The organism is Aeromonas intestinalis (assembly GCF_054052485.1).
In genome coordinates this window covers 1-24,081 of sequence record NZ_JBSTYK010000022.1, presented here as the reverse complement: position 1 = coordinate 24,081, position 24,081 = coordinate 1, and the positions used below count along the sequence as shown (strand labels likewise).

At 61.0% G+C, this 24,081-nt stretch carries 23 protein-coding genes and 1 pseudogene; 12 read left to right on the top strand and 12 right to left on the bottom strand.

Annotation, left to right across the window (positions count from 1 at the left end; translation table 11 throughout):
* Positions 1 to 39: 39 nt before the first annotated feature.
* A complete protein-coding gene (locus ACW5W7_RS20025) occupies positions 40 to 378 on the top strand; it encodes a nuclear transport factor 2 family protein (protein ID WP_456502842.1) in 339 nt (112 codons plus the stop codon).
* 96 nt (positions 379 to 474) lie between these two features.
* Positions 475 to 1,416: a bile acid:sodium symporter family protein gene (locus ACW5W7_RS20020; protein ID WP_349919473.1), complete on the top strand. Its 942-nt coding sequence runs from the start codon at positions 475 to 477 to the stop codon at positions 1,414 to 1,416.
* Between the two features lie 118 nt (positions 1,417 to 1,534).
* Here ACW5W7_RS20020 and ACW5W7_RS20015 read toward each other — a convergent pair whose 3' ends face one another.
* The 3 genes from ACW5W7_RS20015 to ACW5W7_RS20005 all read right to left on the bottom strand — a co-directional run bounded on the left by ACW5W7_RS20015 (position 1,535) and on the right by ACW5W7_RS20005 (position 4,311).
* Positions 1,535 to 2,044 (bottom strand): N-acetyltransferase, encoded by a 510-nt coding sequence (locus tag ACW5W7_RS20015; protein WP_456502841.1) that lies wholly within the window; start codon positions 2,042 to 2,044, stop codon positions 1,535 to 1,537.
* Positions 2,037 to 2,966, bottom strand: coding sequence for a bifunctional helix-turn-helix transcriptional regulator/GNAT family N-acetyltransferase (locus ACW5W7_RS20010; RefSeq protein ID WP_349919471.1), 930 nt, complete (start codon positions 2,964 to 2,966; stop codon positions 2,037 to 2,039). Before ACW5W7_RS20010 ends, ACW5W7_RS20015 begins: the two co-directional genes overlap by 8 nt.
* Positions 2,967 to 3,273: 307 nt before the next feature.
* Entirely contained in the window at positions 3,274 to 4,311 is a 1,038-nt protein-coding gene (locus tag ACW5W7_RS20005; protein WP_456502840.1) for an alkene reductase, read from the bottom strand.
* 171 nt (positions 4,312 to 4,482) lie between these two features.
* Here ACW5W7_RS20005 and ACW5W7_RS20000 point away from each other — a divergent pair, with 171 nt between their 5' ends.
* Both ACW5W7_RS20000 and ACW5W7_RS19995 read left to right on the top strand, forming a co-directional pair.
* Positions 4,483 to 5,052, top strand: a complete 570-nt coding sequence (locus ACW5W7_RS20000) for a TetR/AcrR family transcriptional regulator (protein WP_456502839.1) — start codon at positions 4,483 to 4,485, stop codon at positions 5,050 to 5,052.
* Positions 5,053 to 5,162: 110 nt separating this feature from the next.
* On the top strand, positions 5,163 to 6,575 hold the full coding sequence (locus tag ACW5W7_RS19995) for a DUF2252 domain-containing protein (protein WP_456502838.1): 1,413 nt from the start codon (positions 5,163 to 5,165) through the stop codon (positions 6,573 to 6,575).
* A 202-nt stretch (positions 6,576 to 6,777) separates the two neighbouring features.
* On the opposite strand, the gene ACW5W7_RS19990 is transcribed toward ACW5W7_RS19995, so the two are convergent.
* Both ACW5W7_RS19990 and ACW5W7_RS19985 read right to left on the bottom strand, forming a co-directional pair.
* A complete protein-coding gene (locus ACW5W7_RS19990; RefSeq protein ID WP_456502837.1) occupies positions 6,778 to 7,113 on the bottom strand; it encodes an endonuclease domain-containing protein in 336 nt (111 codons plus the stop codon).
* Between the two features lie 523 nt (positions 7,114 to 7,636).
* Positions 7,637 to 8,554 (bottom strand): LysR family transcriptional regulator, encoded by a 918-nt coding sequence (locus ACW5W7_RS19985; RefSeq protein WP_456502836.1) that lies wholly within the window; start codon positions 8,552 to 8,554, stop codon positions 7,637 to 7,639.
* Positions 8,555 to 8,801: 247 nt separating this feature from the next.
* On the opposite strand from ACW5W7_RS19985, the gene aguA reads away from it, so the two are divergent.
* Both aguA and ACW5W7_RS19975 read left to right on the top strand, forming a co-directional pair.
* A complete protein-coding gene (gene aguA / locus ACW5W7_RS19980) occupies positions 8,802 to 9,899 on the top strand; it encodes an agmatine deiminase (protein ID WP_456502835.1) in 1,098 nt (365 codons plus the stop codon).
* Between the two features lie 139 nt (positions 9,900 to 10,038).
* Complete coding sequence (locus ACW5W7_RS19975; RefSeq protein WP_456502863.1) at positions 10,039 to 11,742, top strand: amidase; 1,704 nt, start codon at positions 10,039 to 10,041, stop codon at positions 11,740 to 11,742.
* A gap of 176 nt (positions 11,743 to 11,918) precedes the next feature.
* Here the strand turns inward: ACW5W7_RS19975 and ACW5W7_RS19970 are convergent, their stop codons facing one another.
* Both ACW5W7_RS19970 and ACW5W7_RS19965 read right to left on the bottom strand, forming a co-directional pair.
* A complete protein-coding gene (locus tag ACW5W7_RS19970; protein ID WP_456502834.1) occupies positions 11,919 to 12,308 on the bottom strand; it encodes a hypothetical protein in 390 nt (129 codons plus the stop codon).
* A gap of 344 nt (positions 12,309 to 12,652) precedes the next feature.
* Positions 12,653 to 13,108 (bottom strand): GNAT family N-acetyltransferase, encoded by a 456-nt coding sequence (locus ACW5W7_RS19965; RefSeq protein ID WP_456502833.1) that lies wholly within the window; start codon positions 13,106 to 13,108, stop codon positions 12,653 to 12,655.
* A gap of 488 nt (positions 13,109 to 13,596) precedes the next feature.
* On the opposite strand from ACW5W7_RS19965, the gene ACW5W7_RS19960 reads away from it, so the two are divergent.
* A complete protein-coding gene (locus ACW5W7_RS19960; RefSeq protein ID WP_456502832.1) occupies positions 13,597 to 13,818 on the top strand; it encodes a hypothetical protein in 222 nt (73 codons plus the stop codon).
* A gap of 136 nt (positions 13,819 to 13,954) precedes the next feature.
* On the opposite strand, the gene ACW5W7_RS19955 is transcribed toward ACW5W7_RS19960, so the two are convergent.
* On the bottom strand, positions 13,955 to 14,350 hold the full coding sequence (locus ACW5W7_RS19955) for a hypothetical protein (protein ID WP_434664003.1): 396 nt from the start codon (positions 14,348 to 14,350) through the stop codon (positions 13,955 to 13,957).
* Positions 14,351 to 14,789: 439 nt separating this feature from the next.
* Here ACW5W7_RS19955 and ACW5W7_RS19950 point away from each other — a divergent pair, with 439 nt between their 5' ends.
* Positions 14,790 to 16,085: a hypothetical protein gene (locus ACW5W7_RS19950; protein WP_456502831.1), complete on the top strand. Its 1,296-nt coding sequence runs from the start codon at positions 14,790 to 14,792 to the stop codon at positions 16,083 to 16,085.
* A gap of 123 nt (positions 16,086 to 16,208) precedes the next feature.
* Here ACW5W7_RS19950 and ACW5W7_RS19945 read toward each other — a convergent pair whose 3' ends face one another.
* The 3 genes and pseudogenes from ACW5W7_RS19945 to ACW5W7_RS19935 form a co-directional block, all read right to left on the bottom strand.
* Positions 16,209 to 17,459, bottom strand: coding sequence for a DEAD/DEAH box helicase (locus ACW5W7_RS19945; protein ID WP_456502830.1), 1,251 nt, complete (start codon positions 17,457 to 17,459; stop codon positions 16,209 to 16,211).
* Positions 17,460 to 17,580: 121 nt separating this feature from the next.
* Positions 17,581 to 19,053: a GGDEF domain-containing protein gene (locus ACW5W7_RS19940; RefSeq protein ID WP_456502829.1), complete on the bottom strand. Its 1,473-nt coding sequence runs from the start codon at positions 19,051 to 19,053 to the stop codon at positions 17,581 to 17,583.
* A 265-nt stretch (positions 19,054 to 19,318) separates the two neighbouring features.
* Positions 19,319 to 19,782 (bottom strand): annotated as a pseudogene (locus ACW5W7_RS19935) (hypothetical protein).
* 171 nt (positions 19,783 to 19,953) lie between these two features.
* Between ACW5W7_RS19935 and ACW5W7_RS19930 the strand changes: the two are divergent.
* Positions 19,954 to 20,862 (top strand): SAM hydrolase/SAM-dependent halogenase family protein, encoded by a 909-nt coding sequence (locus ACW5W7_RS19930; protein ID WP_456502828.1) that lies wholly within the window; start codon positions 19,954 to 19,956, stop codon positions 20,860 to 20,862.
* A gap of 80 nt (positions 20,863 to 20,942) precedes the next feature.
* Here the strand turns inward: ACW5W7_RS19930 and ACW5W7_RS19925 are convergent, their stop codons facing one another.
* Positions 20,943 to 21,503 carry a gamma carbonic anhydrase family protein gene (locus ACW5W7_RS19925; protein ID WP_042641619.1) on the bottom strand — a complete coding sequence of 187 codons (561 nt, stop codon included), beginning with the start codon at positions 21,501 to 21,503 and terminating at the stop codon, positions 20,943 to 20,945.
* 225 nt (positions 21,504 to 21,728) lie between these two features.
* On the opposite strand from ACW5W7_RS19925, the gene ACW5W7_RS19920 reads away from it, so the two are divergent.
* From ACW5W7_RS19920 to ACW5W7_RS19910, 3 genes are all read left to right on the top strand, one after another.
* Positions 21,729 to 22,370 (top strand): ribonuclease T2 family protein, encoded by a 642-nt coding sequence (locus tag ACW5W7_RS19920; RefSeq protein ID WP_456502827.1) that lies wholly within the window; start codon positions 21,729 to 21,731, stop codon positions 22,368 to 22,370.
* A gap of 72 nt (positions 22,371 to 22,442) precedes the next feature.
* On the top strand, positions 22,443 to 22,724 hold the full coding sequence (locus ACW5W7_RS19915; protein WP_456502826.1) for a helix-hairpin-helix domain-containing protein: 282 nt from the start codon (positions 22,443 to 22,445) through the stop codon (positions 22,722 to 22,724).
* Complete coding sequence (locus ACW5W7_RS19910) at positions 22,721 to 23,779, top strand: NAD(P)H-dependent flavin oxidoreductase (RefSeq protein ID WP_456502825.1); 1,059 nt, start codon at positions 22,721 to 22,723, stop codon at positions 23,777 to 23,779. The genes ACW5W7_RS19915 and ACW5W7_RS19910 overlap by 4 nt, the downstream gene beginning before the upstream one ends.
* Positions 23,780 to 24,081 lie beyond the last annotated feature (302 nt).

The following is a 24,081-nucleotide window of genomic DNA, read 5'->3' as shown; positions in this document are numbered from 1 at the left end:
AAAGGATAAGTGATTTAAATTTCAATCATGGAGAGAGATATGTCCGTCACCCTGCCCGTCGAGGCACAGTTCGCTGCCTACAATGCCCACGATCTAGAGGCCTTTCTGGCCTGCTTTGCCGAGGATTTCAAAGGCTACCGCATGCCGACGGAAAGCCCGACCACCGTCGGCAAGGGGGCGCTCAGCACCTTCTACGCCGAGCATCGCTTCAACAACCCGGCCCTCAAAGCCGAGCTGTTGTCGCGTACCGTCATGGGCAACAAGGTGTTCGATCACGAGAAGATCCACGGCCTCTCCCCCGAGCCTATCGAGAGCGTGGCGGTGTTCGAGGTGAAAGACGGCCTGATCAAGACCGCCTGGTTCTATTTCCCCGCCTGAGGATGGCTCGGCGGGCCTCTTGGCGACAAAGCTGATATAAGGGGAATTCATGGGCGGTTTGCTTGCCCATCACTATGACAACAAGGAGTTTTTTTCATGCTTGGACGCATCACCAACCTCTTCCCGCTCTGGGCCCTGTTATTTTCCCTGCTGGCCTATTGGCAGCCGGGACTGTTCGTCGGTCTCAAAGGGGAGATAGTCACCCTGCTGACCATCATCATGCTGGCCATGGGGCTGACCCTCAGCCCCCAGAATTTCCTCGACGTGGCGCGCAACAAGAAGGCCATCGGCCTCGGTCTGGTGCTGCAATTCAGCGTGATGCCGCTGGCGGCCCTGCTGGTCAGCCTGCTGCTGGGCTTTGATGGGGAACTGACCGTGGGCATGGTGCTGGTGGGCAGCGTCGCCGGGGGCACCTCCTCGAACGTCATGTGCTATCTCGCCAAGGGGGATGTGGCCCTCTCCATCACCATGACCGCCCTCTCTACCTTGCTGGGGGTGGTGATCACCCCTCTGCTGGTACAGCTGCTGGCGGGCAAGAGCGTCGATGTACCCGTGCTGGACATGTTGCTGAGCCTGGTCAAGATAGTGCTGATCCCCGTGGTGTTCGGGGTGCTTGCCAATGTCTTCCTCTCCTCCCTGACCGCGCGGATCGAACCCGTGCTGCCCCTGGTCTCCATGGTGGCCATCGTCATGATCATCGCCATCGTGGTGGCGCTCAATGCGGGCCAATTCGCCACCATAGGGCCGATCGTGGCGCTGGCGGTGATCCTGCACAACGGCATCGGCATCACCGCCGGTTACTGGATCAGCCGCTGGCTCGGGTTCGAGGAGCGGATCTGCCGCACCGTCGCCTTCGAGGTGGGTTTGCAGAATTCGGGACTGGCCACGGCGCTGGCGATGAAGTTTTTCACCCCTGCATCGGCTATGGCTGGCACATTGTTCTCTGTTTGGCACAACTTGTCCGGTTCCCTGCTGGCCGGATTCTGGGCCAAACGCCCCCTCGCGGCGGACAAGGGATTGAAAGAGACGACGGCCTGATCTGGGCCCGGGATTGTGAAGCGGGAGGGCTGAAGCCCCTGGCATCCCCTGCGCGCCTTTGCTGCAAAATGACAAGACCCCGCCACGGCGGGGTCTTTTTGTGGTGGGCTCCCCCTTTCTAGACTTGAGGGAAACCGGGCTTGGGATGCGGGCGCCTGCGGCGGGCTAGAAGGCGCGCAGCAGCCTGGCCGGATTGCCGGCATAGGTGCCGGGGATGGTGATGTCGCGGGTCACCACGGCGCCAGCCCCGATGACGGTGCCCTTGCAGATCCGCACCGGCAATTATGGTGGCGTTCGAGCCGATGGAGACCTCATCGTCGATCACGGTGTGACCCCAGTTCGCAGAGTCCGGATCCGGGACACCGCCCTGAAACAGGTCATTGGCGAACATGACCCCGTGGCCGATAAAGCAGCGCTCGCCTATGGTCACCTGCTCACAGATAAAGCTGTGAGACTGGATCCGGGTCCCGCGCCCTATGCTGACGTTGGCCTGGATCTCCACGAAGGGGCCGATGAACACCTCGTCGGCCAAGGTGCAGCCGTAGAGGTTGACGGGTTCCACTATGGTCACCCGCTCGCCGAAGCGCACATCCTGCACGCCCACGCATCCCCGCGTCGGTTCATTCATGCAATGCCCCTGATTTCAACGTCAACACCATGCAAATCTCGCAGGCGTCGTGACCCGTGTTGCCAAGCGGCCCCGGCAGGTGATCGAAGCCGAGAGATTCATAGAGCGCGGTGGCTTCGCGCAGCACGGCGGTGGTCTCCAGATAGCAGCGCCGGTAGCCCAGGGCATTGGCCTCGGCGAGTGCCTGCAGCACCAGCCGCCGTCCCAGCCCCAGCCCGCGCAGGGCGGGCAGGAAGTACATCTTCTGCAGCTCGCACACATCCTCCATGCCCGCCAGGGGGGCGATGCCGCCGCCGCCGAGAATGGTACCGTCCGGCCCCTCGATGACCCAGTAACGGCTGCGCTCCCCCTGATAGGTCTCATGGAGAAAATCGAGATTGGGATCCGCGACGCCGTAACCCTTGTCGGCGGTGAGACCGTATTCGGCGGAGACGGCGCGCACCACGGCGGCGATATGGGGATTATCGGCCTCTGTGATGGGACGAATGCGATAACCCTGCTGGCGGCGGGCCCGGGAGAGGGCGCTGCGATAGAGGCGCAGTCCTTCCCAGAGTTGCTCACGCTCCACCGGGCTGAGCTGGGCCAGGGCCTCGGCGGTGGCGCTGTCCATCTCCTGATGCAGGGCCAGCAACTGGGACTGGCCGGCGATGGTGAGGCGCGCCTCCTTGCTGCGTCCGTCAGAGGGGTGGGGGTGCCAGCCGATGAGGTCGCGATCGGCCAGGCGGGCAAGGGGGCGGCTGGCGTTGGACTTGTCGATGCGCAGCCGCTCCGCCAGTTGCTGGTTGGTGGCGGGGCCGTTTTCCAGCTCGATCAGCAGGTGAGCCTCCAGCGGGGAGAGGGCCAGGGCGCCGCATTGTTGGGAGAGCATGCCGAGTTCGCGGACGAGATCGCGGGAGAGGGCGCGCAGGGGTCGGGGATCCATCGGTGATTGTCCTTGTTTGGTTGTCATCAGCAACCAATATAACCATGTGGTTGTCGATGACAACTTCTTTTTTATGGCGGAGCGATGGCGCAAGGAGAGCCTCAGGGAAGGGCGGACACAAAAAAGGGCCCGGGAGTGGGGCCCAAACATTGGAAACCTGCGCCAGGGCGCAGATCCCATCCTTGGTCAGGAAGATGGCCTGACACTTGCGCATCGGCAGAGTGCAGACCAGTGAGTTTGTTGGCGCTTCACCGCCGCTCCGTTAGCCCGGGGATCAGCCCGGCCCGCGTGGTGTCGGCCGCCTGGGTCAGACCAGCTCGGCCAGCATGGTGTCGGCGTAGGGCACCAGGGGTTCGGCCTTCTTCACTTTCTCCAGATAGTCCGGGTTGGCGATGAGGGGGCGACCGATGGCGACGAGATCGAAGCGGTCTGCCTTGATGGCGTCGGCCGCGCTCTCGGCGCTGTAGTTGCCGACCCCGACCAGGTGGCCGCCGTAGTGGGCCCGCAGATAGTCGGAGGCGCGGCCATCCAGGTAGTCGAAGGTGAGGCTGTCATCGAAGATGCCGAGGTGCACATAGGCCAGGGTGCGGCCATTGAGCTCGGCCAGCAGGTGATCGAACACGGCGCGGTCGCGAGCATCGCCATCCAGGTGCACATAGGCACCGGGGGAGAGGCGAATCCCCACCCGCTCGCCGCCGATACGGGCCGAGATGGCATCCACCACCTCCAGGGCAAAGCGGCTCATGTTCTCCGGGGTGGCGCCGTAGGCATCGGTGCGCAGGTTGCTGGCGTGGTGCAGGAACTGATCGATGAGGTAGCCGTTGGCACCGTGGATCTCCACCCCGTCGAAGCCCGCCTCGATGGCGTTGGCGGCGGCCTGGGCGTAATCCTCGATGAGTTGCAGTATCTCGGCCACCGTCAGGGCGCGGGGCACCTGATAGACCAGCTCGCGCATGCGCGGCACAGTGCCGTCATGGGCGATGGCGGAGGGGGCCAGCACCTCGCCCTGATGGAAGAAGGGGTGGGAGAGGCGACCCACGTGCCACAGCTGGGCGAAGATCTTGCCACCCCTGGCATGTACGGCATCGGTGACCTGTTTCCAGCCAGCGATCTGCTCGGGGCTGTAGATCCCCGGCGTGTTGGGATAACCCTGGCCGTCCGGGCGAATGATGGTCGCCTCGGAGATGATGAGGCCGATATCGGCACGGCGCGCATAGTAGGCGGCCATCTGCGCGGTGGGAACCAGACCCGGTCCCGCCATGCAGCGGGTCAGGGGGGCCATCATGAAGCGGTTGGCCAGGGTCAAGGTGCCGTTGAGGCGATAGGGTTGAAACAGGGTATCCATGGTCAGCATCCTGGGAAGTATCATTCTTGAACGTGCATTCAAGACGCTTTTTGGTTTGCGTGCAAGTATTTTTTGAGCGAGCATTTAACGGCCATTGGTCTTGCATGCCCCCTCGGGGTAAACTTGCCGCCTTTTTTTGCCCCGGCCAGGGGCCCTCTCAATGGAGAACCCATGCGCATTGCCGAGTTCGACCGGGACCATGTCCTGCGAAGTGCCATGGCGGCGTTTCGTGCCAAAGGGTATGCCAAGACCACCATGCAGGAGCTGGTGGTGGCCACCGGTCTGCATCCGGGCAGCCTCTACGCCGCCTTTGGCAACAAACGCGGCCTGTTGCTGGCGACGGTCGATCACTATGTGCAGGAGAAAGGCGTTGAGCGCCGCCACCGCCTGGAGAACGCCAGCCCCCTTGCCGGCCTGCACACCTATCTCAACCAGCTGGTGGATGACGCCCTGCAGGGCTCCTGCCTGGTGACCCGCACCCTGATGGAGCTGGCGGAGCAGGATGAGGAGATCTACCTGCGCTGCAAGGTCATCTATGGGGAGCTGGAGCAGGATCTCGCGGCGCAGTTGCTGCGGGCCCGCGAGCAGGGGGAGCTTGCGGCCGGCTGCGACATTCCCACCCTGACCGCCTTCTTGCAGGTCAATATTCAGGGGATCATCACCTTCGCCCAGTGCCGTCCCGACCGGGCGCTGCTGGATGGCGTCATCAACCAGCTGATGGCGTCCCTGGCCTCTCGCTAAGCGCTGCTAATCTGTCGTCACCGGCCTCTTCGACGGATTTTTCCCCCATCCCTTGCTCTCGCTGCCAGCCTCTTCCATCTTGATGGGACTGTGTCAGGGAGCAAGCGAACATGGCCAAACCATCCAAGTCCAGGGCGATGCTGCAGCATTTCACCGCCCCCCGTCTCTCCATCGCGGAGCGTTTCGCCGCCGGCAAGGCCCTGCGCGAGCAGATCCCCCGCGAATCCCACGCCCTGCTGCCCGAACCCGCCCCCGGACGGGATCCCATTGCCGTGCTCAAGGCTCAGGCCCAAACCCGATTGCAGCGGCTGGTGCCGGTGCGCCATGCCCGCATGCAGGAGTCCCCCTTCGCCTTCCTGCGCGGGGCGGCCGCCATCATGGCGGGGGATCTGGCGGCGACCCCCAACACCGGGCTGATGGTGCAGGCCTGCGGTGACATGCACGTGGCCAATATCGGCCTCTATGCCAGCGCCGAGCGCAACCTGGTGCTAGCCATCAACGACTTCGACGAGACCCATCTCGGCCCCTGGGAGTGGGATCTCAAGCGCCTCGCCGCCAGCGCCCTGGTGGCGGCGCAGTACCTCGGCGCCGATCCCGCCCGTCAGCGGGAAGCCGCCAGCAGGGTGGTGGCCGGTTATCGCACCAAGCTGCGGGAGTACGGCAAGATGGGCTTTATGGGGGTCTGGTACGACAGGCTGGATCAGAGCTCGGTACTGGGGGCCTTCTCCGCCGATGCTCACAAGCGGGTGGAGGCCACCTTCGCCAAGGCCCGGGGGCGGGATCATCTGCAGGTGCTCGGCAAGATGACGGATCTGGTGGATGAGCAGCACAGGATCCGGGAGATCCACCCCTTCGTCATCCGCGAGACCCACACCGAGGACGGGGAGCCGGTCTACGAGGTGCTCGGGGAGCTGCTGGAGGCCTATCTCGCCTCCTTGCCGGCGGACAGACGCATCCTGCTGCAGCGCTACAGGATCCTGGACGTGGTGCGCAAGGTGGTAGGGGTGGGCAGCGTGGGCACCCGCTGCTGGGTGATCCTGCTGAGCGGGGCGGATGACGACGATCCCCTCTTCCTGCAGGTCAAGGAGGCACAGCCCTCGGTGTTGGCCCCCTATTTCGAATCGAAGGAGGAGAGCGGCAGCCAGGGGCAGCGGGTGGTGCGGGGCCAACGCCTGATCCAGGGCTCCCCCGACATCTTCCTCGGCTGGTGCGAATTGCGGGGGCGTCACTTCTACGTGCGCCAGCTGCGGGACATGAAGGGAGGCATCGACATCACCCCGGGTCAGGTCAAGCCCCGCCACTTCGTCGAATATTGCCAGCTCTGCGGCTGGGCCCTGGCGCTGGCCCACGCCAAGTCGGGGGATGCGGCGCGCATCGCCGGTTACCTCGGCAAATCGACCGTGATGGACGAGGCCATCGCCGATTTCGCCGTGGCCTATGGCGAGCGCACCCGGGAGGATCACGCCCGCCTGCTGGCCGCCATCGCCCGCGGCGACCTGCCGGTAGCCAGCGAGGCCCGCTGAGCGTCTTGTCCCCATCTAGATCAGCTCTCTCCCAAAGGGAGAGGAACAATTCGAGGAAGTATTGAGAGCGACCCCAAAGTGTGTCCAATAGGCTGACTGACGGGGTAGTTAGCACGTTGGCGATTCATGTTCTTTCAGCAAATCACCGTTCTGCTCCCTTCTCCCCTCGCGGGAGAAGGGCCGGGGATGAGGGGGGATCCGGTCACTGCAATGACAGCTTGATAAACGCCAGCACGGTATCCATCCGTCCCAGCACATCGTTGTTCCACACTCTGATCACCCTAAATCCCTCGTGAGCCAGATAGGCCGTTCTGGCTTTGTCATGGTATTGACCCTCAGGCCGGTTATGCTGCGAGCCATCGACCTCGATCACCAGTCGTCGCTCCAGACAGATAAAATCCACCGTGTAGAGCCCGACGGGAAACTGGCGGCGGAACTTGAGCCCCTCAAACCGGCGATCTCGCAGCTGGAACCAGAGCCTCTGTTCGGCCAGGGTTGCTTCGGCTCTCAGCCTTTTGGCAAAGGGATGGGTCTGCATGGGATTTATCCAGAGCGACTGACCCATTAGGTATAGCCATTACCCGATGGTGTACTGGGCTCTGCTCTTTGGGCGTGCACTCTTTTCCCTCACCCTAGCCCTCTCCCAGAGGGAGAGGGAACCGATCGGGGGGTCGTTGAGAGTGAGGATCACAGCGCGTCTCTAGTGCCAACATATTGAAAAGTTGGCTTTTGGGATTTTGTATTGAATGTCTGGGGTCTGGGGTCTGGGGTCTGGGGTTTTGAGTTTTGAGTTTTGAGTTTTGGGCTTTGGATCTTTGTTGTGTGAGAGTGCCGGTTGTCTCGGTGCTTTTTATTGCCCGCCGATCTGCTCCCTTCTCCCCTTGCGGGAGAAGGGCTGGGGATGAGGGGGCTGTATCAAGGTTTGTGCTACACAAACCAGACATGATTGGCGAGGTTAGCTCGGCTCCTGATTGACCAGCTCCCGCATCAGCTCCTTTAGCCAGATAAGGGCTGGTTGCTGGGCGGGGTAATAGGGAGTGTGCCAGACGCAGCCTGCTGCCCTAACCCGGCTCCTGATTGACCAGCTCCCGCATAAGCTCCTTTAGCCAGATAAGGGCCGGTTGCTGGGCGTGGACCGGATGCCAGACGCAGTTGAGGTGATAATCCGGCACGTCAGTCGGCAGTGGCAGGCTCTTGAGGGGCCAGTGGTCGGCCAGCAGTTCCGCCACCTTGCGGGGCAGCACCAGCAGGTGATCGCTCTGGCTCACGATGGCGGCGGCGGACATATAGCTCTGGCTGTTGACCGAGATGGTGCGCGCCAGTCCCAGGCTTTGCAGAAACTTGTCGAGGCTCGCCTCCGAGGTGCCGAGGGGTGAGTGGAACACATGGGGCATTTCGACCAACTGTGTGAGCGTGATGCACTCCTCCGGCAGCTCGCGGGTGGCGCGCACCAGCCCGGCCAGGGGCTCGGTGAGCCAGGTCTCCTTGCCCAGATATCCCGGCACCTGCATGTACTCGTCAAACCCCAGCACCAGATCGATTTCGCCGCTGGCGAGTTCCGCCTCCGGCAGGTTGTCGCGCAGGATGCGGATCTCGATGGTGACCCCGGGCGCCAGGGTTTTGAGGCGCGAGATGAGCGGCGGGATCAGCACGCACTCCACGTAATCCGTGGTGCAGAGCACGAAACGGCGTTTGGAGTGGCGGGGTTCGAACTCCTCCTCGTCGCTGAGCTGCTGCTCCAGCAGCCGCAATACTTGCTGCACCCCCAGGTGCAGGCGCTGGGCGCGGGGGGTGGGCAGCATCCCCTGGGGCGTGCGCACCAGCAGCGGATCGCCGAAGAAGGTGCGCAGCCGGCCGAGGGAGTGGCTCATGGCGGGCTGGCTGATAAACAGCGCCTCCGAGGCGCGGGTGACGCTGCCCTCTGTCATCAGGGCGTCAAAGGCGAGCAGCAGATTGAGGTCGAGCTGGTGCAGTTTCATGGGGGGATTATTCACGCCATTTATGGGATGATTAATCCTATTCATTTGATTGATGTGGATGCAACTTCTTACACTGCGACCACTCAGATTTTCTGCGGGTGCGCCAGGCGGTTGCGTAACCGACGACAAGCCGGTGGGCCAGGAAGCGGTGAGTGCGCTCGTCAGCGCATGAACCGCCTCCCCATCTGCCCGTTTCCCCATTCCCCGTGATGCGCGTGTCGCCATCAGGGCCTGCAAGGATATTGCGATGAGCATCAACACCTTCAACACCACCCCGGCCAGCGATGGCTTCACCATGCCCGCCGAGTGGGCGCACCAGCAGGCCGTCTGGATGATTTGGCCGTTCCGCCCGGACAACTGGCGTGAGGCGGGCCGCTTCGCCCAGAGCACCTTTGCCAAGGTGGCCGACGCCATCGGTGGCGCGACCCCGGTCTTTATGGGGGTGCCGGCCCAGTTTATGGCGCAGGCGCGTGCCATCATGCCCGCCCACGTCACCCTGGTGGAGATGAGCAGCGATGACTGCTGGGCCCGTGATTCTGGCCCGACCGTGGTCACCAACGCCGCCGGCGAGTGCCGCGGGGTGGATTGGGGCTTCAACGCCTGGGGCGGCTTCAAGGGCGGTCTCTACCACCCCTGGAACCAGGACGAGGAGGTGGCCGCCAAGATGCTGAGCCAGCACGGCATGAGCCGCTACGACGCGCCGCTTATCCTGGAAGGGGGCTCCATCCACGTGGATGGTGAGGGCACCTGCATGACCACCGCCGAGTGCCTGCTCAACGAAAACCGCAACCCGCATCTGAGCAAGGCGCAGATCGAAGGGTTGCTGCGTGACTACCTCGGCGTGAAGAGCTTCATCTGGCTGGACGAAGGCGTCTACCTGGATGAGACCGACGGTCACATCGACAACATGTGCTGCTTCGTGCGCCCGGGTGAAGTGGCCCTGCACTGGACCGACGACCAGACCGATCCCCAGTACGCCCGCTCCCTGGCGGCCTTGAAGGTGCTGGAAGCCGTGGTGGACGCCAAGGGTCGCAAGCTGAAAGTGTGGAAGCTGCCCCAGCCGGGCCCGCTGTTCTCTACCGCCGAGGAGTCCGACGGGGTGGAGCAGGGAAGCGGCGTGCCGCGCGAGGCCGAAGGTCGTCTGGCCGGTTCCTACGTGAACTTCCTCATCACCAACGATCGCATCGTCTACCCGCTGCTGGACGCCGCTACCGATGGCGAGGCCCAGCGCATCCTGGAAGAGATCTTCCCGGCGCACAAGGTCATCGGCGTACCGGCCCGCGAGATCCTGCTCGGCGGCGGCAATATCCACTGCATCACTCAGCAAATTCCTTCCGGTCAGTAAGCTGACCGAAGAGTGTAGAAATTCAAAACCCCACGCCGTGGGGTTTTATCTCTTGATGACATGATGGTCGCAGGCGCTGATGCGGCGATCATCATGACAAACCGTCACCCTTTTGCAGGAGATCCCCATGATCGCCAAAATGGTAGATGTCACCGAGGTTTCCATTGCCGAGCTGCGTGGTGCGCTCGAAGCAGGCCGCACCACGGCGGTCGAACTGGTCGAGGCTTATCTCGCCCGCATTGCCGCCTATAACGGCCCCGAGACCGACACCAAGCTGAACGCCCTGGTGGTAAGCAATCCCGATGCACTGAAAGAGGCGCAAGCCTCCGATGCGCGCCGCGCCCGTGGCGAGACCCTGGGGCCGCTCGACGGCATCCCCTATACCGCCAAGGACAGCTATCTGGTCAAGGGGCTGACCGCCGCCTCCGGCAGCCCGGCGTTCAAGGATCTGGTGGCCCAGCGCGATGCCTTCACCGTGGAGCGGCTGCGGGCCGCCGGTGCCATCTGCCTCGGCAAGACCAATATGCCGCCTATGGCCAATGGCGGCATGCAGCGCGGCGTCTATGGCCGCGCCGAGAGCCCCTACAACGCCGATTACCTGACCGCGCCCTTCGCCTCCGGCTCCTCCAACGGGGCGGGTACCGCCACCGCCGCCAGCTTCTCTGCCTTCGGTCTCGCCGAAGAGACCTGGTCGAGCGGTCGTGGCCCGGCCTCCAACAACGGTCTGTGCGCCTATACCCCGTCCCGTGGCGTCATTTCGGTGCGTGGCAACTGGCCGCTGACCCCGACCATGGACGTGGTGGTGCCCTACGCCCGCACCATGGCCGATTTGCTGGAAGTGCTCGATGTTGTGGTGGCCGACGATGCCGATACCCGTGGGGATCTGTGGCGTCTGCAGCCCTGGGTCAAGATCCCCAAGGCCTCCGAGGTGCGCCCGGCATCCTATCTGGAGCTCGCCGCCAAGGCCGATGCCCTCAAGGGCAAGCGCCTCGGCGTGCCGCGCATGTTTATCAACAAGGATGAACTGGCGGGCACCAGCGAGAATCCCGGCATCGGCGGCCCGACCGGTCAGCGCATCCATACCCGCGAGTCGGTAATTGCCTTGTGGGAACAGGCCCGTCAGGCGCTGGAAGCGGCTGGCGCCGAAGTTATCGAAGTGGACTTCCCGCTGGTCTCCAACTGCGAAGGGGACAGACCCGGCGCGCCGACCGTGTTCAACCGCGGCATCGTCTCGCCAGAGTTCCTCAACGACGAGCTGTGGGAGCTCTCCGGCTGGGCATTCGACGACTTCCTGCGCGCCAATGGCGATCCCAAGCTGAACAAACTTGAAGATGTGGATGGCCCCCAGATCTTCCCCCACGATCCGGGCACCTTGCCGAACCGCGAGGGCGATCTGGCGGCTGGCATGGACGAGTACGTCAAGATGGCCAAGCGCGGCCTCAAGCGCTTCGACGAGATAGCCTCGGTGCCGGACGGCCTGCGCGGTCTGGAGCAGACCCGCAAGCGGGATCTGGAGGAGTGGATGGACGGGCTCAAACTCGACGCCGTGCTCTTCCCGACGGTGGCCGACGTTGGCCCGGCCGATGCGGACATAAATCCGGCCTCCGCCGATATCGCCTGGAGCAACGGCATCTGGGTCGCCAACGGCAACCTCGCCATTCGCCATCTCGGCGTGCCGACCGTCACCGTCCCCATGGGGGTAATGGCCGATATCGGCATGCCGGTGGGCCTGACCTTCGCCGGCCGCGCCTATGACGACAACAAGCTGCTACGGGTCGCCTCGGCCTTCGAGTCCACCGGCAGCAAGCGCCAGGTGCCGCCGCGCACCCCGCCGTTGGGTTGATTGTCGGCTTGTACTAAATAGCTTTGGTTAGTCTGGTAACTTAATAAAACCACCTGTCGTACGGGTGGTTTTATTTTTTTCTGAAACTTTAAGTGTAAATAATATTATTTAATTTATAGGTTGTTTGGTGCTGTGTATTTGTCATTCTCACCATATCTGGCAAGTATTAAGTTTGCTTATGTTAATTCAACAAAAAAAGGACGACCTACTCGCCCTTTCCCATGGATTTTACTTGAGAGACCTAACCTCACCAAAATAAGCATTAAAAAGGTGCAATGACAGCTATGGCCAGCGGGTCTGGCTGCTGAATCGAAGATACTTGGCCATAAGTTTTTCAATTCACTGGAGAGTAGTTTTTTACCCTTGAAGGTTGAATATACCTCATAAAGATCAGAGTAGCGTATTGACATGGTTGAGTTCCCACGGCGATATGAGATCTTATCTTCCCCAATTTTAGTGACTGTCGATGTACCTCCACCTGGGTTGCTGAACACGGTTCCAACAGGAATAGCTGTTTGTATTAAGTTGGCTAACTGACTTGATGTTGTTGGCATTGTGTTGAACATTCTCATATCCTGTGTAGTTAATGTGGGGATGGCATTGTTAATTCGACTTGAATCTAAAAATTAAAAAATGCATATGCAATGGATGTAAAGCTAACAATATATGTTGGTGTTATATCATAGGGCCACAGGTTCGGATAGCGAAGCGAATTCAGACGGTCATGAAAGGGCTGATGAATATCAGTAGTATTAACGGTTTTGCACTTGGCTAAAACAATCTCGATTCAGAAGGAAAGCCCATGATCATAGCTCGCACTAGTGGCGTCCTACCGACACCAGCAATGGGTGGATGTCCAATATTGTCTGGAGCAGGCTCGGCACACCTTGTCTGTTTTCTTGACGCTTTGTTACCCGGGGCGCCGAGACTTGAGTGAAATTCTCATCACCTTATGATCCGGTTCACTTTTAATATCAACCTCAGACCAACCCAACGATTGATAAAGTGTCGGGACATTTGTATACGCATAGAGATAGTTTTGTGACGACCCTAACAACTGTGATGCACCGGCATTTATTAGTTGGCTGGCAATACCTTTACCCCGGTATTCGGCACTGACAAAAACGGCATTGATCCAGATGGCATCACCGTTATGATGGGGTTCCTTGAAGCTAGAGTAAGCTAGACCACCCATCACCACATCATTCATTACCGCAACGAGAACGGGCGGTAAGTTCGCATCTTTTGTGTAAGCATCACAAAGCCGAAAGTCTGGCCATTCGGATTGAAATAACTGTTCTAGTCGCGATAAATAGGGCGACTTTTCTCCACAAGGAATCGGTTCAATGTTATGTGGGTTTGTCATATCTCTCCAAAGGGCCGTAGGGTCAAATAGTTAATCCTATTCGGACGATCGCGATAAGGGATTATTGCTAGGAGCCCGTTGGTATCCAAGGTTTCCTGTTTGTCTTGCCATCACATCGTTCGCGGTAAACGAACGATTACTCTACGCTAATCATTCCCTTATGGCAGATGTTTCATTCACTGTATTTTGGTATTTACCTCCCCCTCGTCCCCAACCCTTCTCCCACGTGGGGGGAAGGGGTAAAAATGCTTCGCTGATCTGGTCTGGCAATCAAGCTTGGAAATGGCGCCCTCGATCTCGGGAGAGGAACCGGGTGAGACGCTGCTTTTCACCCACGGCCTTCCAACTTTCCCTTAATTGCTCCACGACTTCACCCAGACTTCACACAAGCTCATTTCTCCCTCACAAATCTCCCGTATCTTCTGCTCACTGCTTAAAGGGCCCGCGATGCCGCAAAGGGCCAGGGGCCGGATAGAAGGAGCAACAGCATGAAGAGCTGGATCAAGGTGGGATTGGCGGGCGGTCTGGTACTGGTGGCGGGCCTTTGGGGTGGCAGCGTGCGGGCGGCGGAAATGCCCTTTGGCACAGATGGCATCGCCCTGCCGGGGCAGATAGTCACCCGGGCTGCACTCATGACGGGCGCTTATGTTCAGACTCTGGAGGATCTGCCCTCGGTTGCTGCCGGGCGCAGCACCGCAGGGCATGGATAGCGGCCATTCTAATCCAGAATCATGGGGTAACTGCGTGGCATGAGGGCATCATGTCATGCAGGGTGGGATTGAGGTTCACCCTCAGACCGGATTGGTCACTGCGTTTGATACTGCGCATCACCCCAGTCCGGGCTTATTACTGCGCCTGATATTGGGCATCCAGCCAGGCGAGGGCCGCTTGATGGTCGTTGAATGCCTGAATATGGCCCGGGTGGCTGGGGGACATGCAGGAGAGGGCGATGTGATGGAAGACCTTGGCCGAATAGAGTGAGGCGATGGCGACCAGATTTTTCTGGCCAAGCCACTCATAGGTATCCTGCAAATGGTGCAGCGCGGACTGTATCACCCCCTGATGCTGGCGATGGTCCACCAGGGCGCAGAAACGCTGCCCGTCGAGACTGCTCACCACGCGCTTTATCTCCGTCACCCACGCCAGCATCCCCTCTTCATTGAAAGGGCCGATCAGCTCGCAGATGACCAGGTTTCCCTGCACATCGAAGATGAATTCACCGTGTTTTTTATCAAAGGACATACAACATTCTTATCCATGACCATGGGGCTGCGAGATGATAGGGAGTCATGCCCCTCGCATCAATATCCGGATGAGGGGCTCGGTCATGGGCTGTCATGTCGTGTTGACACCCGATGACGTAGGGGACTTGTTCGTGGTGCCGGCGGGCCCACGCACAAAGAGGCGCGTTCAGGAGGGGGCCGGACATGGTGGTTTACCGCCTATGCCTGATTGTCAGTGAAGACCTTGGCTCCCCCAGACAGCTGGCAAGGGGAACGAGAGTGCTGCACAGGTGAGGGGAACCCAGGCCCAACCCCAGCGTCTGGCCGCGTCTTGGCGCCGTGACGGGTCGGCTGCCGGTCCCTGATTAATAGCCTGGGGCATCAGTGCTGTTCAATCCGGGCTTCCCTTTTATAAGATGGGCCTCTCCCTTGCCTCGCAGCGACCCGGCCTTTCACCTATGCAAGTTACGCAAGACGCACAACCCGACTCCCTCACTCGCCTCAAGCAGGCCTTCGTCACCGGCATGTGGGCATCGCTCGCCAGCATCATCATCGGCTTCGCCTTCAAGGTGTGGCTGGCGCAGTGGGTGGCGAAGGGGGATCTGGCGCTGTTCAACAGCGTGGTGGATTTGATCTCCCTGTCGCTCATCCTGATGACCGGCTTTCGCTCCTCCATGGTGGTGAGCTACTCCCAGACCCGAAACGATCGGGACATCATCAACATCTTCCGCTACTTCCTCATCGGCATGGTGCTGCTCACCTGGGGCGTCGTGATCCCCTATATCAAGCACGGGCTCCATATCCGGGCCGAGTATCTGCAACTGGTGGGGATCATCTTCGGGCTGGGGCTCAAGATCTACTTCACCAATCTGGTGGCCATGTACCGGATGTACGAGATCTCGAACCGGGTCACCTGGCTGGAGCCGCTGGCCAACGCCCTGATGTTCGGGATCTGCTATTTCGGCCTGGGGCTGGATGCGCTCGGCTCGCTGTTCTACGGGCTGACCTTCTCGTCGCTCGGCATCGCGGGCTACATGTATCTGCACCGGCGCCGGGCCATCGCCACCCGGCCGCTGGCGAAAGTCGCGCTCGGCCCCGAGATGCGCAGCTATGTGAAGAAGAGCTTCACCGCGTCCCTCGAGGCGGGGGCCAGCATCCTGATGATCTACATCACTGTATTGCTCACCATTCGCCACTTCAGCCTCGACGAGCTGGGGGATTTTCAGGTGGTGGTGCGCCTCATCTTCACCTATATGACCCTGCTGTTCGTCTTCCCCATCTACCGCTTCGTGCTGCCGGAATTGGCGGTCAATCTGCACAGCGGCGACCATCGCCAGATCCGGCTGATCCGTAGCTGGATCTTCCGCCTGAGCGCCGTGGTCAGCATCATATTCTTCACCCTGATGCTGTTATGGAGTAAATCGCTGGTGTTGTTGCTGTTCCCCGCCGACTATGTGGGGGCCGTGCCCGTGCTGTTTCACTTCTCCATCTTCTTTATCTTCATGATGCTCAACGGCTATCAGCTCGCCTATATCAAGGCCCACGGCCACTTCACCCAGAGCCTGATCATCCGCCTGGTGGGCATCGTGGCCCTGGTGGCGGCCTACTACCTGGTGGCGGAGTTCACCGCCAACGTGGTGGCCATCATAGTGGCGCTGGGTCTGGGCTATCTGGCGATGTTTATCCTCTCCACCCTGGCGGAGCGACGGATCCTCAATGCCCTGCCGCCTGAGCAACTCCCTCAGCCCTCGTGATGACAGGATGAGAGCAATAAAAAACGCCCAAGTGGGCGTTTTTTATTGGTGATGGATGCTGAAGCTGAGGCTTTGCTCTTTCCCGGTCCTGCTCCCCTTGTCGATGACAAAGGGGCTCTGGGCCTAGCGCTTGCCTTTACCACCCTTGTTGCCAGAGAGCGCCTGCCTTCTGGCCTTCTGCTTCTGGGCTCCCTTGCTGCTGCGACGCGGTGCGGGATCGAAGCGGGTGAGATCGGGCTCGAAGCCCGGGAACCACTGCTGGGGCAGCCGGGTATCGAGCACGGCTTCCACTTTTTCGAGTTGCGGCGCGTCGTCCGGGCTCAGCAAGGTGATGGCGAGCCCCTTGTTGCCGGCGCGGCCGGTGCGCCCGATGCGGTGCACGTAATCCTCCGGCTGATAGGGGAACTCCAGGTTGATCACATAGTTGAGATCGCTGATATCCAGCCCGCGGGCCGCCACGTCGGTGGCGACCAGCGCCTGCAGGGTGCCGGCGCGAAACTCCAGCAGCACGTTTTCTCGCGCTACTTGAGAGAGATCCCCGTGCAGGGCCAGCGCATTGATGCCCCCCTTGCCGAGCCGCTGGGCGAGTTGATCCGCCCCCTGGCGAGTGCGGCTGAAGATGAGGGCAGGGGCATAGCCTTTTTCCTTCAGCAGATGCTCGACCAGCGCCAGCTTGCGATCCCCATCCACCGCATAGACCCGCTGCTCCACCTCGGCCGCCGTGGTGTTGCGCGGGGCGACTTCAATCAGTGCCGGGTCGCGCAGCAGGATTTTGCTCAAGGCGTAGAGGTTGTCGTCGCAGGTGGCGGAGAAGAGCAGGGTCTGGCGCTCGGCGGGTATCTGTTTGAGCAGGGCGGTGATCTCGTCCATAAAGCCCATGTCGAGCATCCTGTCCGCCTCGTCGAACACCAGATGAGTGAGGCTGGCGAGGCTGAGTGCCCCCTGGCGCAGATGGTCGAGCAGCCGTCCCGGGGTGGCGATCAGAAGGTCCACCCCGCTTTTCAGCGCCTCCACCTGGGCGGCGATGCTGACCCCGCCGTACACCAGGGCGCTGGTGAGCCCGGTCTCCTTGCCATAGCGCAGCACGCTCTCGTGCACCTGCACCGCCAGCTCCCGGGTCGGCACCAGCACCAGGGCGCGGATGGGACGGAAGGCGGCGGGTTCGGCCTGCTGCGCCATCAACAATTGCAAGATGGGCAGCACGAAGGCGGCGGTCTTGCCGGTGCCGGTCTGGGCCCCCGCCAGCAGATCCCGTCCCGCCAGCACCAGGGGAATGGCGGCGGACTGAATGGGGGTCGGTTGGTCATAACCGAGTTCGCGCAGGGTTTGCTGCAAGCGGGGGGAGAGGATCAGGTCGGCAAAGGAGGCTGGCATAGAGAGTCCGGTACAGGGCGAGGCCATGACGGTTGAATGTCAGGGCACAAGGGGCGCAAGAGAATGGCGCCATGGTAGCAGATGCTCCCCGTCAGGCAGAAGGCCAGCCTGGCGGGCGCGGTCAGGATTGGGGGGGCGTGTCTTCCCGCACCAGCCTGATCTGCTGCCCATGGTAGTAGGCGATATTGTGCTTGCCGTGCTGTTTGACGTGATAGAGCAGCTCGTCCGCCAGGGCGACGGCGTCCGTCACCTGCAGATAATCGCGGATGCGGATGATGCCGGCGGAGAAGGTGATGGGGGCCGGAACCTCGGCTATCCGGATGGGGTGGGTCAGCAAGCGGGCGGCTGCCTGCTGCATGGTGGCCTCGTCACCCAGCCCCTTGAACAGGATCACGAACTCCTCCCCTCCCCAGCGGATGGAGATATCCCCCTTGCGGGTATTGGTGCGCAACCCGAGGGCGAAGGCGGTCAGGGCGAGATCCCCCACGTTGTGACCATGGCGATCATTGATGGCCTTGAAGTTGTCGATGTCCAGCAGCATCAGGTAGTCGTGATCCTGCAACAGGGTCTCGTCCAGGATGTCCCGTCGCGGCAGCCGGGTGAGATTATCCGTGTGGGTCAGGGCCCGCAGACGAGCATAGACCTGGCGCCAGGTGAGCATGATGAACAGCAGGGCGATCAGGTAGATCTTGAATGCCGGGCTATAGAACACCAGCTGATGCAAGGCGTCCCCGTAGGAGTAGGACCACTTCAGATAGAGGGTGGAGCCCGCTTTGGTCTGCATCAGGGGCGTGTTGAGGCAGATATGGAAAGGGCGGCACGGCTCGACCTCATCGAAGGAGACGACGCTCCGGGTGGGATTGTGGGTCTCGTAGGGCAGCAGCACTTCCCGGAAGGCGGTGTCGACGGCGATGTCGATCCCCGTCAGACCATAACGATAGGTATTTTCGGCCCGGTCATAGAAGACGAAGGGGAAGTACATGGTGATGGTCTTCAACTGGGTGAAGGTATCGGTGTAGATGTCCGACACCTGGGCCTCATCTTTGCTGCAGGGGGCGTGGCTGATGGCAAACGCGGCGCAGCCGAAGTAGTGATGCCAGGGCTCGATATTGTTCAGGCTGGTGTTGGATTCGAACAGCTGGTCAGGCAGTTGGGTATTGTCTGCCATCAGGCCGAGTATGCGGTGATTGTCGAAGATTGCGTAAATATTGATGACGTCCGGGTAGGAGAGCACGTATTGATAGGTCGCCAGCAGATCTCTGGTGGCGGGCATGAGCGGGATCTGTGCCAGTCGAGCCCGGGTCTTGAAGTTATAGGCATAGACGTAGGCGAGGGCATCCCGGTTTTCACTGAAAATGGGGCTCTTGATGGCGTTGCTGTCGACGAACTGGATCAGCTGTTCGGGATCCAGGACGCGAGTGCGCTGATAGAACACCTCGAACACATTCGACTGCTTGTGGGCGATGAGCAGCATATCGTGCCGCACGTTGAGGTAGGCATAGTTGCCGACCACCACCAGCCCCGCCAGCGCCAGGCAGAAAAACCAGAACCTGTACCACCACTTGCGGGGGATGGGGGGGTGTTGAGATGACATGAGGATCCCTGAGCTGCCGTATGCCGTGTGCTGCCAAATGTGGCTCAAGGTAAGCCAGGTGCAGAGTTCAAGTGTGTGATTCTGAAGTCAATGCCAATGAACATCAACAAGACAGTCACTATGTATATCAACAGTTGCGCTCCTGTCCACCCTCATTGTCTGACAGACAATTGGCGAAAAATGAAAGCGCGCATAGTGAGGGATCAAAACTGATACGAGCTGAATATTGGTTGAATAAAGACCGGTTAATCGACAGGGAAGCACCTCAGACCTCGTCGGTCAGCAGCACCTGCCCGGCATCCAGATGGTGCATCCATTCCCGCAGGATCAGGAGGGTTGCGGCAAAGTGGCGCGTTCTGGGCAAGTTGGCCGACGCCATCGGATCTCCCTCCACCATGGCGGCAAACTGGCCAAACAACTGCTCTATGCGTTCCCGGCTGAGGTGTCGCCCCCCAGTTGACTGGCCAGGGGGTAGGGGCTTTGCAGGGTCAGAGAGTCGTGGGGAGGGATCCGCGTCGCCAGCGGCATCAGTTCATCCTCTACCACCATGATGGCCTGTTCCAGTTCGAGCGGTGTCGGCGGTTCGCGTCGAAACGGGCCAGGGATCATGGCATCGAGACCGAAGGCCAGCGGGTACGACTCGTGGGTGCCATCCTGATCAATCCATTCCAGCTGACTGCGCGTCTCTCCCAGGATCAGGGTCAGTCCACTGGCTTGTCGTTGTGTCATCATCACTCCTGCCGCACGCGATTAGATAACTCCATCCATACACCCGTTCTGGGGGGCAGGCGAGGGATTTCCCCCCATTCGGGCATGAGCGCTTGCAATGGGGATGTTTATTGGCACTCTGGATGGCTAAACGGCCAATCGACGTTGTCATCTATCCCAAGGAGTTTCGATATGGATATTCGCACTGCGCCCCGCGTGCTCGCGCTCACCCTCTCGCTGCTGGCTGGCAGCGCCCTTGCCAACGAGGCCCTGGTGTTCCAGACCGACTTTGGTCTCAAGGATGGGGCCGTGTCGGCCATGAAGGGGGTCGCCTTCGGGGTGGACAGAAGCCTGCCGCTCCATGATCTGACCCACGAGATCCCGGCCTACAACATCTGGGAGGCCGCCTATCGCCTCTACCAGACGATCAACTACTGGCCCAAGGGCACTGTCTTCGTGAGCGTGGTGGATCCCGGTGTCGGCACGGCGCGCCACTCCGTGGTGCTCAAGACCAAGAGCGGTCACTACATCGTCTCGCCGGACAACGGTACCCTGACCCTGGTGGCTGAACACTTCGGTATCGAGGCGGTGCGCCAGATCGACGAGAAACACAATCGTCTCAAGGGATCCGAGAAGTCCTACACCTTCCACGGCCGCGACGTGTACGCCTACACCGGTGCCCGTCTCGCCTCCGGCACCATCAGCTTCGAACAGGTGGGGCCCCTGCTGCCCGCCGAGGTGGTGACCATTCCCTATCAGGCCGCACTGGTCGAGCGCGACGGCACCGTCAAGGGCACCATCCCCATCCTGGATGTGCAGTATGGCAACGTCTGGAGCAACATCGACGAGTCTCTGCTGACCAAGGCGGGGATCAACAAGGGGGACAAGGCCTGCCTCAAGATCAGCGAAGGGGAGATGGTCAGGTTCGAGGGCAAGGCGCCCTACGTCAGCAGCTTCGGTGATGTGCCGGAAGGGCTGCCGCTCATCTACCTCAACAGCCTGCTGCAGGTGTCGGTGGCGCTCAACATGGACAGCTTCGCCGCCAAACATCAGGTGCAGTCCGGCGCCAACTGGCATATCAATCTGAAGAAGTGCGGTTAAAGCCGGGAATGGTCAGCAACTCCACGCAATAAAAACGGGCGCCCAGGCGCCCGTTTTTTCGTTCTTATATAAGGAGGAAATCAGAACTCGTTGGAGAGCGCCTTGTAACCCTTGACCAGGTCGATGTTGGTGTGGGCCACATCCTCGGAGAACTCGGTGGCATCCACCGTGACTCGCGGGATCTCGGCCAGATCGCTCTGCTGGTTGATGCGGGTGGTGGAGGGTACATAGAAACCGGCGGGCAGATCGCAACCGTCGACCACCGAGTTGTGGCGCACCACGCAGCCTTCGCCTATGTGGCAGTTGAACAGCACGCTGTTGAAGCCGATGAAGACCCGGTTACCGACCTCGCAGGGGCCGTGCACTATGCTGCGGTGGGCGATGGAGCTGAACTCGCCGATGGTCACGGCGGCGCCGGACTTGGAGTGGATCACTACGCCGTCCTGGATGTTGGAGTTGGCGCCGATGACGATGGGCTCCATGTCTCCGGTCTCGTCCACCTCATCGGCACGGATCACGGCGTAGGGGCCGACAAACACGTTCTCCTTGATGATCACCTTGCCGCAGATAATGGCGGTCTTGTCGATATAGGCGGATTCGTGGATGACGGGCAGGTGACCTGAGGGATTCTTGCGGATCATGTTACGTCCTGTGGTAGCTGAATTCGGGGATATGGTGGCGGGACGCGAAGGCTCGCCGGAGAGTCAGCTTACGCCTCTGATCCGGCAGGGGAAACCCCTTACTGGTCTGACCCAGGCTTGGTAGGGATATTTTGGATGGTTGTTCTTTGACTCCCTGATATGGGAGCATGAGGTTCGGCAGGGAGTTTGCTGCCGTCAGATTTCACCATGAAGAGAGAGTGCGAGATGAGAAAGACGATGGCATTGCTGGCCGCCGCCCTGCTGTGCGCCCCGGGCGTGCAGGCCAAGGGGGAGGCGGGTGAGTTCGACTATTACGCGCTGGCCCTCTCCTGGTCACCCCAGCACTGCGCCGTCAAGCCGACGGACAGGGAGCAATGCAGCCGCCAGCTCGGGTTCGTGCTGCACGGGCTCTGGCCCCAGTATCAGCGCGGCTACCCGAGCGATTGCAGTCGTGAGCGGCTGGATCCCGAGATGGAGCGCGAGTTTGCCGGGCTCTACCCCAGCCGTTTCCTCTATCGCCACGAATGGCAGAAGCACGGCACCTGCTCCGGCCTCGATCAGGCGCAGTTCCACCAACTGGCCAGCATCCTGCGTGAGAAGGTGGCAGTGCCTGCGGCCTATCAGTCGCCTGCCCAGCCCCTGCGCAAGAGCCGTGAACAACTCAAGCAGGATCTGGTCGATGCCAATGCCTGGCTGTCCAAGGGGAATATCACCCTGGCCTGCGCCGATGGGGGGCGCTTCCTGCGGGAGATCTACGTCTGCATCGACAAGGACGGGGAGAGCGCCGTGCCCTGCTCCGACGAGATGCGCAAACGGGAGGCTCGCTCCTGTGGTCAGCCAGATTTTTTGCTAAGAAATGTGCGTTGAATAGGGGTTATGATCACCCTCTTTGCCATGTGGCAGAGAAATCGAGAATGTCATGACACAGGGAGGCGATGAATGACCGAGGTAAAACAGTTCCCGGCGGATGAGCGGGCCTTGCTGCTCGGGGTGAAAGGGGTGGGGCCCACCGTCATCGGCCGACTCGAGCAATTGGGCTACCACAGTCTGGCGGAACTGGCCCACGCCGATATGCCTCATATCGTCCAGCTGGTGGCCAGCATGCTGGGATCGACCTGCTGGCAAAACAGCCCCCAGGCTCGGGGTGCCATCGAAGGCGCCATCTCCCTGGCCCGGACGCAGCAGGGAGAAGCAAGGTGTGAGCGAGAGGAGCAGTCATGAATCTGCTTGCCCGGCTGGGGGTGCGCTACCCCATCATCCAGGCCCCCATGGCGGGAGTACAGGACGGCAAGCTGGCGCTGGCGGTCAGCGCTGCCGGCGGGCTCGGTTCCCTGCCGGCTGCCATGCTCAGCCCGCCCGCATTGCAACAAGCCTTGCGTGAGCTTTCAGAGAGTGGACGCGGGCCCTTCAACATCAACTTCTTCTGCCACCATCAGCAGGATCTTGCTCCCGCCGAAGAGCGCCGCTGGCGGCAGGCGCTGGCGCCCTACTATGCCGAGCTGGGACTCGCGGCCGATGCCAGTCTGAGCGCCCCGAGCCGCGCCCCCTTCAATGCGGAACATGCCGCCATCCTGGCCGAGTTCAAGCCCGCCGTGGTGAGCTTTCACTTCGGCTTGCCTGACCCGGCCTTGCTCAAAAGTGTGAAAAGCTGGGGAGCCATTGTGCTGGCCAGTGCCACCACTGTGGCAGAGGCGCGCTGGCTGGCAGAGCATGGTGCCGATGCCATCATCGCCCAGGGGCTGGAGGCGGGGGGGCATCGCGGTCATTTCCTGTCGGACGATCTCAGCCTGCAGCAAGGCACCTTCACCCTGCTGCCGCAGATAGTGCAGGCGGTGGCCCTGCCCGTCATTGCGGCAGGGGGGATTGTCGATGGCAAAGGGATCCGGGCCGCCCTCGCACTCGGGGCCAGCGCCGTGCAGATGGGGACGGCTTTTCTGTGCTGCGATGAGGCGAGTACATCGCCCCTGCATCGCGCTGCCATCCAGTCACCGCAGAGCCATCATACCGCCCTCACCAACCTGTTCAGCGGCCGTCCCGCCCGGGGCATCGTCAACCGCCTGATGCGGGAGTTGGGGCCCATCAGCGAGCTGCCTCCCGCCTTCCCCCACGCGAGTGCGGCGCTGGCCCCGATGCGCAGTGCCGCCGAGAAGAATGGGAGTGTGGACTTCTCCCCGCTCTGGGCCGGGCAGAATGTGGCGGGTTGTCATAAAGGGCCTGCCGCCGAGCTGATGGCGGCCTGGGTGGCCGAGGCCGGCCTGATGCCATCTATACCCTGATGCCTTCTATATATAGGAACGCCATGAGGGTCAGATGCAGGGATGCCATCCAAGGTGGATGACCCTAGCGGGCCTATGCAGGGGCCTTTTATGGTCTCATTTCACGAGCATCTGTGGATAAGTTTGTATAAAAGCTGTGCGCTGGCATGAATAACTAACTAATTGCTATTTTTTGAAATTTTATTGCGATTGTCTCTTGCTAATGTGAGCAATGTCTCTATAATGCGCCTCCATCGACAGGGCAAGCGGCAACGCAAACAACCCCGGTCGGTGCCTCGAAAAGCCTCGTAAAATAAGGCTTG

Coding starts and splice junctions, on each gene's coding strand:
- ACW5W7_RS20025 (WP_456502842.1), top strand. CDS start 40: ATGTCCGTCACCCTGCCCGTCGAGGCACAGTTCGCTGCCTACAATGCC.
- ACW5W7_RS20020 (WP_349919473.1), top strand. CDS start 475: ATGCTTGGACGCATCACCAACCTCTTCCCGCTCTGGGCCCTGTTATTT.
- ACW5W7_RS20015 (WP_456502841.1), bottom strand. CDS start 2,044: ATGAATGAACCGACGCGGGGATGCGTGGGCGTGCAGGATGTGCGCTTC.
- ACW5W7_RS20010 (WP_349919471.1), bottom strand. CDS start 2,966: ATGGATCCCCGACCCCTGCGCGCCCTCTCCCGCGATCTCGTCCGCGAA.
- ACW5W7_RS20005 (WP_456502840.1), bottom strand. CDS start 4,311: ATGGATACCCTGTTTCAACCCTATCGCCTCAACGGCACCTTGACCCTG.
- ACW5W7_RS20000 (WP_456502839.1), top strand. CDS start 4,483: ATGCGCATTGCCGAGTTCGACCGGGACCATGTCCTGCGAAGTGCCATG.
- ACW5W7_RS19995 (WP_456502838.1), top strand. CDS start 5,163: ATGGCCAAACCATCCAAGTCCAGGGCGATGCTGCAGCATTTCACCGCC.
- ACW5W7_RS19990 (WP_456502837.1), bottom strand. CDS start 7,113: ATGCAGACCCATCCCTTTGCCAAAAGGCTGAGAGCCGAAGCAACCCTG.
- ACW5W7_RS19985 (WP_456502836.1), bottom strand. CDS start 8,554: ATGAAACTGCACCAGCTCGACCTCAATCTGCTGCTCGCCTTTGACGCC.
- aguA (WP_456502835.1), top strand. CDS start 8,802: ATGAGCATCAACACCTTCAACACCACCCCGGCCAGCGATGGCTTCACC.
- ACW5W7_RS19975 (WP_456502863.1), top strand. CDS start 10,039: ATGGTAGATGTCACCGAGGTTTCCATTGCCGAGCTGCGTGGTGCGCTC.
- ACW5W7_RS19970 (WP_456502834.1), bottom strand. CDS start 12,308: ATGTTCAACACAATGCCAACAACATCAAGTCAGTTAGCCAACTTAATA.
- ACW5W7_RS19965 (WP_456502833.1), bottom strand. CDS start 13,108: ATGACAAACCCACATAACATTGAACCGATTCCTTGTGGAGAAAAGTCG.
- ACW5W7_RS19960 (WP_456502832.1), top strand. CDS start 13,597: ATGAAGAGCTGGATCAAGGTGGGATTGGCGGGCGGTCTGGTACTGGTG.
- ACW5W7_RS19955 (WP_434664003.1), bottom strand. CDS start 14,350: ATGTCCTTTGATAAAAAACACGGTGAATTCATCTTCGATGTGCAGGGA.
- ACW5W7_RS19950 (WP_456502831.1), top strand. CDS start 14,790: ATGCAAGTTACGCAAGACGCACAACCCGACTCCCTCACTCGCCTCAAG.
- ACW5W7_RS19945 (WP_456502830.1), bottom strand. CDS start 17,459: ATGCCAGCCTCCTTTGCCGACCTGATCCTCTCCCCCCGCTTGCAGCAA.
- ACW5W7_RS19940 (WP_456502829.1), bottom strand. CDS start 19,053: ATGTCATCTCAACACCCCCCCATCCCCCGCAAGTGGTGGTACAGGTTC.
- ACW5W7_RS19930 (WP_456502828.1), top strand. CDS start 19,954: ATGGATATTCGCACTGCGCCCCGCGTGCTCGCGCTCACCCTCTCGCTG.
- ACW5W7_RS19925 (WP_042641619.1), bottom strand. CDS start 21,503: ATGATCCGCAAGAATCCCTCAGGTCACCTGCCCGTCATCCACGAATCC.
- ACW5W7_RS19920 (WP_456502827.1), top strand. CDS start 21,729: ATGAGAAAGACGATGGCATTGCTGGCCGCCGCCCTGCTGTGCGCCCCG.
- ACW5W7_RS19915 (WP_456502826.1), top strand. CDS start 22,443: ATGACCGAGGTAAAACAGTTCCCGGCGGATGAGCGGGCCTTGCTGCTC.
- ACW5W7_RS19910 (WP_456502825.1), top strand. CDS start 22,721: ATGAATCTGCTTGCCCGGCTGGGGGTGCGCTACCCCATCATCCAGGCC.